8 protein-coding genes are annotated in these 12,587 nt (G+C 71.5%); 5 read left to right on the top strand and 3 right to left on the bottom strand.

What is annotated here, in order from left to right; genetic code table 11:
* Positions 1–49 precede the first annotated feature (49 nt).
* Both ACWGH0_RS12490 and ACWGH0_RS12485 read left to right on the top strand, forming a co-directional pair.
* On the top strand, positions 50–1,099 hold the full coding sequence (locus ACWGH0_RS12490) for a glycerophosphodiester phosphodiesterase family protein (RefSeq protein ID WP_453404142.1): 1,050 nt from the start codon (positions 50–52) through the stop codon (positions 1,097–1,099).
* Between the two features lie 84 nt (positions 1,100–1,183).
* On the top strand, positions 1,184–1,825 hold the full coding sequence (locus ACWGH0_RS12485; RefSeq protein ID WP_453404141.1) for a superoxide dismutase: 642 nt from the start codon (positions 1,184–1,186) through the stop codon (positions 1,823–1,825).
* A gap of 110 nt (positions 1,826–1,935) precedes the next feature.
* On the opposite strand, the gene ACWGH0_RS12480 is transcribed toward ACWGH0_RS12485, so the two are convergent.
* A complete protein-coding gene (locus ACWGH0_RS12480; RefSeq protein ID WP_453404140.1) occupies positions 1,936–2,646 on the bottom strand; it encodes a mycothiol-dependent nitroreductase Rv2466c family protein in 711 nt (236 codons plus the stop codon).
* Between the two features lie 126 nt (positions 2,647–2,772).
* Here ACWGH0_RS12480 and pepN point away from each other — a divergent pair, with 126 nt between their 5' ends.
* Together pepN and ACWGH0_RS12470 are read left to right on the top strand one after the other, a co-directional pair.
* Positions 2,773–5,373, top strand: a complete 2,601-nt coding sequence (gene pepN / locus ACWGH0_RS12475) for an aminopeptidase N (RefSeq protein ID WP_453404139.1) — start codon at positions 2,773–2,775, stop codon at positions 5,371–5,373.
* A gap of 123 nt (positions 5,374–5,496) precedes the next feature.
* Entirely contained in the window at positions 5,497–6,579 is a 1,083-nt protein-coding gene (locus ACWGH0_RS12470) for a hypothetical protein (RefSeq protein ID WP_453404138.1), read from the top strand.
* A gap of 5 nt (positions 6,580–6,584) precedes the next feature.
* On the opposite strand, the gene ACWGH0_RS12465 is transcribed toward ACWGH0_RS12470, so the two are convergent.
* Positions 6,585–8,303, bottom strand: a complete 1,719-nt coding sequence (locus ACWGH0_RS12465) for a TIGR03767 family metallophosphoesterase (protein ID WP_453404137.1) — start codon at positions 8,301–8,303, stop codon at positions 6,585–6,587.
* A 208-nt stretch (positions 8,304–8,511) separates the two neighbouring features.
* Positions 8,512–8,970, bottom strand: coding sequence for an NUDIX hydrolase (locus ACWGH0_RS12460; protein ID WP_453404136.1), 459 nt, complete (start codon positions 8,968–8,970; stop codon positions 8,512–8,514).
* Positions 8,971–9,188: 218 nt separating this feature from the next.
* Between ACWGH0_RS12460 and ACWGH0_RS12455 the strand changes: the two genes are divergently transcribed.
* Positions 9,189–12,482 (top strand): S8 family serine peptidase, encoded by a 3,294-nt coding sequence (locus ACWGH0_RS12455; RefSeq protein ID WP_453404135.1) that lies wholly within the window; start codon positions 9,189–9,191, stop codon positions 12,480–12,482.
* Positions 12,483–12,587: the final 105 nt, after the last annotated feature.

Below are 12,587 nucleotides of genomic sequence, written 5' to 3'. Positions count from 1 at the left end.
TTCGGGGTCGGGTCGTGGTGGGTTTCGTTGACGAGTTGGGGAGAGTCTCATGGCCTTGATGCCGAGACGCCGGTCGGTTCTGTTCGCCGCCGGGGCGGTCTCCGTTGTCGGGGGCTCCGGGGCGGCTGCGGAACCGCGGCGGCCCGGACCCGTGGTGATCGGTCACCGGGGCGCGGCCGGATGGCGGCCCGAGCACACCGTCGCCTCGTACACCCACGCCGTCCAGACCGGCGCCGACTGGATCGAGCCCGACCTCGTGCCGACCAAGGACCACGTCCTCGTCGTGCGGCACGAGAACGAGATCTCCGGGACCACGGACGTGGCGCGACACTCCGAGTTCGCCGCGCGGCGTACGACGAAGACCGTGGACGGACGGTCGGTCACCGGCTGGTTCACCGAGGACTTCACGCTCGCCGAGCTGAAGACCCTGCGCGCGGTGGAGCGCCTGCCGCTGGTCCGGAACAGGAACACCGTCTTCGACGGCCGTATGGAGATCATGACGTTCCAGGAAGTCGTGGACCTGGCACGGACGTTGTCCAAGCGGTACGGACGGACGATCGCCGTGTTCCCGGAGACGAAGCACCCCGGCTACTTCCGTTCCATCGGTCTGCCGCTCGAACCGGCGCTCGTCGCGGCCGTGCGGCGCAACCGGCTCCGTGCCCACGAGTGCGTCGTCCAGTCGTTCGAGCCGTCGAGCCTGACCCGGGTGGCGGAGGCGGGGCTGCGGCTGCCGCTGTGGCAGGCGCTCGGGACGGCGGGCGGGCCGTACGGCCACCCGCAGACGTACGAGGAGATGATGACGCCGGCCGGTCTGGCCGGGATCGCGGAGTACGCCGACTGGATCGGCCCGGACAAGTCGTCGGTCGTGGAGCCCTCGACGCTGCTCGCGGACGCGCACGCGGCGGGGCTGAAGGTGGGGGCGTACACCTTCCGCAGCGAGAACCAGTTCCTGCCCGCCCGGTTCCGGCGCGGCAGCGCGCCGAACGACTTCGGCGACGCCTTCGCGGAGTACGCCCTGCACTTCGGGATGGGTGTGGACGCGGTGGTGACCGACTTCCCCGATCTGGCGGTCCTCGCGAGGAACGCGGCGAGGTCCTAGGACCTACGGATGATCCCTGCCGAGCCTACTGCTGTTAATCTGCACTTGCACATCAGTCGCAATAAGCAGTCGGAGGGCTCGGACATGGCCATGTACACACTTCCTGAACTCCCGTACGACTACGCGGCCCTCGAACCCGTCATCAACCCGGAGATCATCGAGCTGCACCACGACAAGCACCACGCGGCTTATGTGAAGGGCGCGAACGACACGCTGGAGCAGCTGGAAGAGGCGCGCGCGAAGGAGGCGTGGGGGGCGATCAACGGCCTGGAGAAGAACCTCGCGTTCCAGCTCTCCGGCCACATCCTGCACTCCATCTACTGGCACAACATGACCGGTGACGGTGGCGGTGAGCCGCTGGCGGCGGACGGTGTCGGGGAGCTCGCGGACGCGATCGCCGAGTCGTTCGGCTCGTTCGACAAGTTCAGGGCCCAGCTGACCAAGGCCGCCGCCACGACCCAGGGTTCGGGCTGGGGCGTGCTCGCGTACGAGCCGGTCAGCGGCCGTCTGATCGTCGAGCAGATCTACGACCACCAGGGCAACGTGGGCCAGGGGTCGGTCCCCATCCTGGTCTTCGACGCCTGGGAGCACGCCTTCTACCTGCAGTACAAGAACCAGAAGGTGGACTTCGTCGAGGCGATGTGGAAGGTCGTCAACTGGCAGGACGTGGCGAAGCGTTACGCCGCTGCCCGGGATCGCGCTTTCAACCTGCTGCTCGCGCCGTAGGCGTGTGACGACGTCCTGCTCGTGATCGTCTTCTCACCCTTCACGCGCAGGCGGAAAAAGGCCGGCCCCCGCGAGGACGTGACTCGCGGGGGCCGGCTGCGTCCCGGGGATCAGTCGAAGACCGGGCCCTGGGTGCGCGTGCGCTTGATCTCGTAGAAGCCGGGGATCGACGCCACCATCAGCGTGCCGTCCCACAGGCGGGCCGCCTCTTCGCCCTTCGGGGCCGGGGTGACGACCGGGCCGAAGAAGGCGACCTCGCCGCCGTCCGCGCCGGGCACGGAGATGACCGGGGTGCCGACCTCCTGGCCCACCTTGTCGATGCCCACCTTGTGCGACGCGCGCACCTGGGCGTCGTACGTGTCCTTGTCGGCGTACTCGATCAGCCCGGCCGGCAGGCCGGCGTCCTCCAGCGCGCCCGCGATCGCCTCCAGGGTCGCGCCCTCGCCCTTGTTGTGGAAGCGCGTGCCGAGCGCGGTGTAGAGGGGGCCGACGACCTCGTCGCCGTGCAGCTCACGGGCCGCCGTCACCACGCGCACCGGGCGCCAGCCCTTGGGGCCGAGCAGCTCGCGGTACTGCTCCGGCAGCTCGTCCAGCTTGTCCTCGTTCAGCACGGCCAGGCTCATGACGTGCCAGCGGACCTCGACATCGCGGACCTTCTGGACCTCCAGCATCCACCGGGAAGTCATCCAGGCCCACGGGCACAGCGGGTCGAACCAGAAGTCCGCCGTGGTCGTGCCGCTTCCGGCGCCGGTGGTCTCCAGCGGGCCTGCGGACCTCTGGGCAGTCACGAGCGCGTCAACGGTCTCAAGGTTCTCGGGCATGTCTCTCCTCGTGGTGTCGCAACCTGCCCCGGCAACGTCACCGGCCGCCTGCGGCATTCCCGGGATTCCCCGGTCACGGCCGCGTGGGAGGATCGGGAGGTTCGAACGAGACACGAAGGAGTGCCCGTGCCCGGTGAGAATCTGTCCCGCGACGAGGCCCGTGAGCGGGCCGAGCTGCTGTCCGTCGACGGGTACGAAGTGGCCCTCGACCTGCGATCGGCGGTCGGCGAGACCGGGGAGGGCGAGCCGCGTACGTTCCGCTCCGTCACCACGCTCCGCTTCCGGTGCGCGCGGCCCGGCGCCGCCACCTTCGCGGATCTGCTGGCTCCGTCCGTGACGGCCGTCACACTCAACGGCGAGTCCCTGGACCCGGCCGCCGTCTTCGACGGCCGGCGGGTCGCCCTGACCGGGCTGCGCGAGGAGAACGTCCTGGTGGTGGACGCGCAGTGCGCGTACAGCCGCACCGGCGAGGGCATGCACCGCTTCGTCGATCCGGAGGACGGCGAGGTGTACCTCTACACGCAGTACGAGCCGGCCGACGCGCGGCGGGTCTTCGCCAACTTCGAACAGCCCGACCTCAAGGCACCGTTCCGCTTCGAGGTGACGGCACCCGCCGGGTGGACGGTGTGGAGCAACGGGGTCAGCGAGGCGGTGGGCGAGGGGGACGGCGACGCGAAGGTCTGGCGCTTCCGCGAGACCGCGCCGATCTCCACCTACATCACCGCCGTCGTCGCGGGCCCGTACCACTACGAGAGCGACCTCTACCGGCGGACCCTCGCCGACGGCACGGAACTGGAGATCCCGCTCGGCGCCATGTGCCGCAAGGGCCTCGCCCGGCACTTCGACGCGGACGACATCTTCACCGTCACCAAGCAGGGCCTCGACTTCTTCCACGAGAACTTCGACTTCCCTTACCCCTTCGGGAAGTACGACCAGGCGTTCGTGCCCGAGTACAACATCGGCGCCATGGAGAACCCCGGCTGCGTCACCTTCCGCGAGGAGTACGTCTTCCGCGGCAACGTCACCAAGGCGTCGTACGAGCGCCGGGCCAACGTCATCCTGCACGAGATGGCGCACATGTGGTTCGGCGACCTGGTCACCATGCGGTGGTGGGACGACCTGTGGCTCAAGGAGTCCTTCGCCGACTTCATGGGGTCGTACTCGATGGTGGAGGCCACCCGCTTCACCAACGGGTGGATCACCTTCGCCAACAACCGCAAGTCCTGGGCGTACCGCGCCGACCAGCTCCCCTCGACGCACCCGATCACGGCCGACATCCGTGACCTGGAGGACGCGAAGCTGAACTTCGACGGCATCACGTACGCCAAGGGCGCGTCCGTGCTGAAGCAGCTCGTCGCGTACGTCGGGAAGGACGCCTTCATGGAGGGCGCCCGGCGGTACTTCAAGCGCCACGCGTACGGCAACACCCGGCTGGAGGACCTGCTGGCGGTGCTGGAGGAGACCTCGGGGCGCGATCTCGCGTCCTGGTCGCGGGCGTGGCTCCAGACGGCCGGGGTCAACTCGCTCACCCCGCAGGTGGTGTACGACGCGGCGGGGCGGATCACCGAGCTGGCGGTCTTCCAGGAGGGCGCCGAGTCCCACCCGGAGCTGCGCCCCCACCGGGTCGCCGTCGGGCTCTACCGGCGCGAGCAGGCCGGGGGTGAGCTGGTGCGGTACGCGAGGGCGGAGGTGGACGTCGCCGGGCCGCGCACGGTCGTCGCGGAGCTCGCGGGCAGCGAGAAGCCGGAACTGGTGCTCGTCAACGACGACGACCTGACGTACTGCAAGATCCGCTTCGACGCGGAGTCGCTGGCCACCCTGCGGGCGCACCTCGGCGAGGTGGGCGACCCGCTGGCGCGGGCGCTGTGCTGGTCCGCCCTGTGGAACCTCACGCGGGACGCGCTCATGCCGGCGCGGGACTTCGTGGACCTGGTGCTGCGCTTCGCCGGGCGCGAGACGGACATCGGGGTGCTCCAGATGCTGCACGCGTGGACCCGGTCCGCGCTCACGCACTACGCGGCGCCCGAGTGGCGCGAGGAGGGCGGGCGCGCGCTCGCGGAAGGGGCCCTGCGGGAGCTGCGGATCGCCGGGCCCGGCAGCGAGCACCAGCTCACGTGGGCGCGGTTCTTCGCCGCGACGGCCTGCCGGGACGCGGACTTCCAGCTATTTCGGGGACTCCTGGAGGGTACGGCCAGGATCGACGGCCTGGAGGTCGACCAGGAACTGCGCTGGGCCTTCCTCGGGCCCCTCGCGTCGCACGGCGTCGCCGACGAGAAGGTGATCAACGCGGAGCTGGCGCGCGACGACACGGCGTCGGGCAAGCGCCACCAGGTGCGGTGTCTCGCCTCGCGCCCCTCGGCGGCCGTCAAGGCGCAGGCGTGGGCGGCCGTGGTGGAGTCCGACTCCCTGTCGAACGCGCTGGCGGTGGCGACGATCGACGGCTTCGTCCAGCCGGGGCAGCGGGAGTTGCTCGCCCCGTACGCGGGCAAGTACTTCTCGGCGATCGAGCGGGTGTGGGCCGAGCGTTCCATCCAGATCGGGATGGACGTGGTGTCGGGGCTCTTCCCGGGGCTCCAGGACGACCCGGCCACCCTAAACGCGACGGACGCGTGGCTGGAGGGGCACCCGGACGCGGCCCCGGCGCTGCGGCGGCTGGTCCTGGAGGCCCGCGACGACCTGGCGCGGGCCCTGCGGGGTCAGGCGTGCGACCGGGGCGCGGCGGTGTGAACGGCTGACGGGGGCGGGGTTTCGGCATTCGAACTTCCGTACTTTAGTGCGGTGATGTCCCGAATTGTCGACGGCTGTGTAACAGCGGTTAGGGAGCCGGGGGCGGGCGGGAAACCCCGGGACATGAACCACAACACCCCGGTCTCCCCCCGCCCCCTCAGCCACCTCACCGACGCCCAGCGGCGCGTGCTGTCCGCCGCGCAGCTGCGCGAGCACGGTGTGTCCGCCGCCCGGGCGTCCGCCGCGTGCCGGCCCGGCGGACCCTGGCAGCAGCTCCTGCCCGGCGTCTTCGTCCTGCACCCGGGCCCGCCCACGAGCGCGGAGCGGCTGCACGCCGCCCTGCTGTACGCGGGACGGCCCGCCGCGTCCCCGGGCGGCGCGGCGGTCCCGGCACAGGCCAGGAGCGAGGACGGGACGGGTTCGTACGGCGATGTCATGATCACCGGGTTGGCCGCCCTCGTCCTGCACCGCTTCTCCGCCGCTCCCCCGCTGCCCTCCCTGGAGCGGATCGACGTACTCGTGCCCCGCACCCGGCGGCTGCGTTCCACCGGGTGCGCCCGGCTGGTCCGGGCCCACGCCCTGCCCGCCGTCCATGAGATCGACGGCCTGCCGGTCGCGCCCGTGGCGCGCGCCCTGGCCGACGCCGTCGCGCACCTCTGCGACGCCGACGTCGTACGCCGCCTGCTCACCGAGGCGGTACGCGGCGGGCACTGCGAACCGGCCGCCGTGGTGCGGGAGCTGACCCTCGCGCGGCTGCTGTCGCGGCCGCACGTCGTGGACGCCGTCGACTCCCTGCTCGCCGAGGGGCGGGCCATCGTCGAGGACCGGCTCTACCGGATGGTCCGCGACCACGGGCTGCCCGACCCGCTGTGGAACGTCGACCTGCGGCTGCCCGGCGGGCCGCACCTCGGCGGCGTCGACATGTACTGGCCCGACCACGCCGTGGCCGTGGAACTCGACACCCGCGCGCCCCGGCAGGACGGGGACGCCAAGGGGGCCGGACCGCGTGAGGGCGGCCGGGAACTGGAATGGTCGCAGTACGCCCGCAAGCGGGACCACCTGGAGCGGCTCGGCATCACCGTCGTGCACATCACGCCGAAGAAACTGCGGGAGGCCGTGGAGCAGCAGGCGACCGTCGTACGGACCGCCCTGATGGCGTCGGGGGACCGGGAGCCGCCCGCCTATGTGGTGGTGGTGCCGCGCTGAGGGCCTCAGCGCTTCTTCAGCAGCAACTCCGTGTTCCGGGCGTCCAGCGGACCCGCCAGGGTCTGCCGGGCGCCCGCCGCGTTGAGGGACAGCTCGCGGTAGAGGGCCGCGAGTCCCGTCTGCGAGAGGTCGGTGAAGTCCGTGCGGTGCGGGGCGGCCGACTCGATCAGCGTGGTGAAGAGGGAGAGTGTGCCGTCGTGGTTGTCGGTCAGCTCGATGACCCGGGCGAGCTGCGGGAACTCGACGTGCGAGGCGGTGGAGATCTCCCAGAAGGTGCCGTGGGCGAGGATCTCGTTGCGGTGGCTGTGTCCGTTGATCCAGGCGACGACGTGGGGGTTCTGCCGGAAGAGGCTGACGAGCTTGCCGCCGCCGCCGTCGTCGAACGTCCAGCTGTTGTGGTGGCTGAAAATGATGAGGTGCTCGTCCTTGTGCGCGCGCAGTGTCCGCTGGAGCCAGCCCAGTTGCGCCGTGCCGATCGAGCCCGCGAAGTGGCCGCCCCGGTCGGTGGTGTCGAGGCTGATGCCGCGTACCCCGTCGGCGATACGGAAGCTGTAGTACAGGTTCCCGGTGTCGGCGTTCTCGCGGCTGTAGCCGTGCCCGGCCGGGCCCGCGCCCGCGTGGGCCGGGTCCAGGTGCGCCTCGACGTACTCGCGCGGGGTGAAGGGCGCGCGCGACGGGTCGGGCGTGACGGAGCGCATGCGGCGGGTCTCGCGGCGCAGGAGGTCGGTGAAGTAGGTGCCGCGCGGGTCGTCGCCCTTGCGGAGTACGGCTTCGAGCGCGCGCGCCTCGCCCACCGGCAGCGACATCAACTTCCGGCCACCGACCGCGAAGTCGGCGAGGTGTCCGGAGGCGTTGCCGTTGGCGAAGCAGCCGCTGTGCAGGTCGTCGTGGTTGCCGACGGTGGAGTACCAGGGCAGGCGCAGACCGGGGCTGTTCACGGGCCGCAGGGCGGCGGCGAGGTAGCCGGGCAGGCGCGGGAAGCCGCGCTGCTTGTCGGCGTCGCGCAGCGCGGCGTCCGGGTGCCAGTACAGGGACGCCCCGGAGTCCTGGACACCCTCGTAGCGGGCGGGGTCGCCGGTGTTGGGGGTGATGCGGCCGCCGCTCATGGTCCGCAGGAACCAGTCGAGTTCGGCCTTGCAGTTGTTGTCCGTGTTGTCGCCCGTCGTCATGACGAAGCCGAGGTCCGCTCCGGTGACCGGCCCGCCGCGCAGCCCGTTGACGCGCTCGACCAGCGCGATCGCGCCGTGCACCGTGAGCGCCTCCTGCGGACGCCAGGCTCCCGCGGCCTGGGCGCGCAGGTACTCGGTGCGGACGGGGTGCTGCACGTCGGTGAGGTGCAGGTCGGTGAGCTGTACGAACGAGGTGAGGGCGGTACGCCGTTCCGCGCGGCCGGCCCGTGCGGCGGCGAGCTGCGTCCGCACGACGCGCTTCCAGCCGGGGCCGGTCCCCAGGCGCCGGTAACCGGCGGCGCCGCCGCGCGGGGTGGCGACCTTGCGCAGCGTCGTGCCGGCCCAGGGCGGCACGGCGGCGGGTACGACGGCGGGCGCGGCCGCGGGGGCCGCAGGCGCGCCGGCCGGCGCGGGTGCGGCCACGGCGCCGGCCCCCGCCGCGTGGTCGGGGCGGAGGGCGAGGCCGATACCGGCGGAGACGCCGACCGCTGTCGTCACGGCGAGGAAGGAACGTCGGTCGAGAGCGGCTTCGGCTGCGGAGCGTAGGCGTGACATGGCGCGGTCTCCCCGGGGTGCGGTCGCATCGGCCGGGCAGGAGTGGACCGCTGGTGGGAGCCAGTGGGACCCCTTGCCCCACTGGGATCGTCGGCACCGGGGGTGGCCTGCGCGTTAACGGCTCCGCAACGCCCAACGCCGATCACCGAACAGGGATCACCGGGGCGCGCGCCGTCCGCGGCGCCGTCCCCCTCCGCGCGGCCCCCGCTCACCGCCCCGGCTGCGCCACCCGTCCCGCCGGCGGCCTCGTGCGCCACATCTCCATCCCGGTGTCGACCAGTTCGACGTGGTCGAGGCGGTGCACCTCGTCCAGGGGGTGCCAGGCCGCCAGGTCGGTGGAGCCACCGGTCTCGTGGCGGAGTGCGCCGCCGGTGATCGTCCCCTCGTACACGATCCGCAGGCCCTGGAAGTCGGCGAACGCGCCGAGCCGGCGCGGATAGCGGCGGGTGACGGAGTCGACTCCGAGCAGCCGCACCGGTTCGACGGCGTACCCGGTCTCCTCCTCCACCTCGCGGATCACCGTGTCGTACGGATCCTCGCCGTGGTCCATGCCGCCGCCCGGCAGCGTCCACCGCCTCGCCCCGTCGGGCGCCACCCAGCGGGCCAGCAGCACCCGCCCGTCCCGCACGCACACGGCGTAGGCCGCCACCCTGAGCTCTCGGTTCATTGACCGAGATTACGGGCAGGCGGCGCGGCAGCGCCCGGAATCGGGTGGTTCGAGCCCGGTGGCGCACACCGCACGGTGGCGGATGTACGCCACGACCGCATTACGCCCTTGGCAACTCTCCCCAAACGACCATCACTTAGGCAAGGCTGAGCGGTCATCCGGCACCGTATTCCGGACGACAGCCCGGACGACTCCTTCTTTCACTCACAGGGAAGCCCATGACCCTCGAATCATCCGGCTCCATACCCGGCGCCAGACCCGTGGCCCGCATCGCGCTCGCCGCAGGTCTGGTCGCCGCGCTGTGTGCCGCAGCGCCGCTGCCCGCCGTGGCGGCCGGCGCCGACGACCCGCGTTCCACCACGCCCGCGCCCAAGTCGGCGGCGGCGAAGCTCGGTTCCGCCGACGCGCAGCTGCTCGCCGAGGCGGAGGCCGACGGCGCGAAGAGCGTCACGCTGATGGTCGCCACCGCGCCCGGCGCGACCGAGCAGGTCGCGCGGCAGCTGGACGCCGTCCAGGGCGGCCTGGTCGGCCGTACGGACGACAAGCTCGGTTACGTACGGGCCACCCTGCCCACCGGAGAGGCGGACAAGGCCATCAAGGCCGCCGCGAAGCTCTCCTCCGTCCACGGGATCGACCTCAAGCAGGAGATCGCGCTGGACGACCCGACGCCGGCCGCGGACCGCGCCAAGGGCGCGGAGACCGCCGCCGAGGGCACGTACCCCGCCCCCGGGAAGCGGACGCCCGCGAAGAACCCGTACAACCCGTCCTTCGAGACGGGCGCGGTCGACTTCGTGGAGGACAACCCGAAGGCCGACGGCCGCGGGGTCACCATCGGCATCCTCGACTCGGGTGTCGACCTCGGCCACCCGGCGCTCCAGAAGACCACCACCGGCGAGCGCAAGATCGTCGACTGGGTGACGGCCACCGACCCGGTCGCGGACGGTGACGGCACCTGGCGTCGGATGACGGCGGCCGTGGACGGCCCGACGTTCGCGATCGCGGACCGCACGTGGTCGGCCCCCGCCGGCAGCTACAAGTTCAATCTGTTCCGCGAGGAAGCCACCACGGGTGGCGACATGAACGGCGACCTGAACCGCGACGGCGACACCACCGACGTGTGGGGCGTGCTGTACGACGCCGCCGCCGGCACGGTCCGCGTCGACCTCGACAACGACGCCGACTTCGCCGACGAAGAGGCGATGAAGCCGTACAAGGACGGGCACCAGGTCCGGTACTTCGGCAAGGACGACCCGGCCACGGACGTCGTCGAGCAGATCCCGTTCGTCGCCGAGATCCGCAAGGACGTCGTCTACAACGCGGCCGGCGCGAAGGCCGATTACGTCAACATCGGCATCATCGAGGGTTCGCACGGCACGCACGTCGCCGGCATCGCCGCCGCCAACAGCCTCTTCGGCGGCCGGATGAACGGCGCCGCCCCCGGCGCCAAGCTGGTCTCCTCCCGCGCCTGCACGTGGAGCGGCGGCTGCACCAACGTCGCGCTCACCGAGGGCATGATCGACCTCGTCACCAAGCGCGGTGTCGACATCGTCAACATGTCGATCGGCGGCCTCCCCGCGCTGAACGACGGCAACAACGCGCGCGCCGAGCTCTACACGCGTCTCATCGACACGTACGGCGTGCAGCTGGTCATCTCGGCCGGCAACAGCGGCCCCGGCACCAACACCATCGGCGACCCGTCACTGGCCGACAAGGTCGTCTCGGTCGGCGCGTCGATCTCCAAGCAGACGTGGGCCGCCAACTACGGCTCGGTCGTGGAGAAGCGGTACGCGATGATGCCGTTCTCCTCGCGCGGCCCGCGTGAGGACGGCGGCTTCGCGCCGACGATCTCGGCCCCCGGCGCCGCCATCAACACCACCCAGACCTGGTCGCCCGGCGGCCCGGTCGCCGAGGCGGGCTACAAGCTCCCGGCCGGTTACTCGATGCTCCAGGGCACTTCGATGGCCTCGCCGCAGGCGGCGGGCGCGAGCGCGCTGCTGCTGTCGGCCGCGAAGCAGGCGAAGATCGACCTGACCCCGGCGAAGCTGCGCACCGCGCTCGTCAGCCAGGCCGACCACATCAAGGGCTTCCAGCCCCACGAGCAGGGCGCCGGCCTGATCAACATCGTGGACGCCTGGGAGTCGATCGAGGACGACGCCTCGGCGCACGAGTACACGGTGAAGGCCCCGGTCGACACCGCGATCGACCAGTTCCTCAAGACGCCGGGCTTCGGCACCGGTCTGTACGACCGCGAGGGCGGCCTGAAGGCCGGCCAGAAGAAGGTCTACGACATCACGCTCACCCGGACCACCGGCCCCGCCGGCCCCGTCCGCCACGAGCTGCACTTCGAGAACAACGACGGCACCTTCAAGATCGTCGGCGACGACGTGGTCCGGCTTCCGCTGAACCAGCCGGTCACCGTGAAGGTCTCCGCCCAGCCGCGCGCCAAGGGCATCCACAGCGCGGTCCTGGAGGTGTCCGACAAGGCCACCGAGGGCATCGACAAGCAGATCCTCACCACCGTGGTCGCCGCGGAGGCGCTGGCCGAGCCCTCGTACGCGTTCTCCGCCACCGGCTCGGTGCAGCGCAACGCGCCGAAGTCGTACTTCGTGAACGTCCCCGAGGGCGCGAAGTCGCTGGAGGTGGCCCTGGGCGGGCTCGCCGCCGGCAGCCAGACGCGCTTCGTCTCCATCCACCCGTACGGTGTGCCTTCGGACCCGACGTCGACGGTCAACTGCTACCCGAACTACACCAACCCGGCCAACACCTGCCGCCCCGACGTGCGTTCGTACCCGAACCCGCAGGCGGGCGTCTGGGAGGTCGAGGTCGAGTCGCGCCGTACGTCTCCGGTGCTCGACAACCCGTACAAGCTGGACGTGTCGGTGCTCGGCGCCGCCTTCGACCCGGCCGTGCAGACCATCCCCGAGGCCAAGGTCGGCAACCCGGCCGCGGTCGAGTGGAAGGTCACCAACGGGTTCGCCGCGCTGGAGGGCAAGCTGAAGGCCGGCTCGCTCGGCTCGTCGAAGGACACCCGTCCCTCGATCAAGAACGGCGAGAAGCAGGAGTCCACTCTCACCGTCGGTGAGGGCGTGGAGCGTCTCGACATCGCGATCGGCAAGGTCTCCGACGCGGCCGCCGACCTGGACCTGTCGGTCTACCTCGGCACCACGCTGGTCGGCCAGGCCGCCGACGGCGACTCCGAGGAGGCCGTCAGCCTCGTCAAGCCCGCCGCGGGCACGTACCGGATCGTCGTCGACGGTTACTCGGTCCCGGCCGGGACCACCGAGTACGACTACCGCGACGTGTACTTCGCGCCGTCGCTCGGCCAGGTCAAGATCGACGAAGCGCAGACCGTCAAGCTGGCCAACGGCGCCTCGGCGCAGGTCAAGGCCGAGGTCGTGGTGGCCGGTGCGGCTCCCGAGGGACGCAAGTTCTTCGGCGAGGTGCAGCTGGTCAACGCGCGCGGCACGGTCGCGGGCTCCGGCAGCGCGCAGATCGACAAGGTCACGCCGTAACAGCACCCGCACAGCGGTGAGTTGCTGAGGAGGGGCGGGGGGCCCCGCACGCGCCCGCCCCACCCGCGTTTTCCGGGGACCGGGACGCGGGTGAGGGGCCGGGGA

This window comes from Streptomyces sp. NPDC054887 (genome assembly GCF_053610585.1).
The sequence above is the reverse complement of the archived record's forward strand: the minus strand, read 5'-3'. Positions and strand labels throughout refer to the sequence as shown.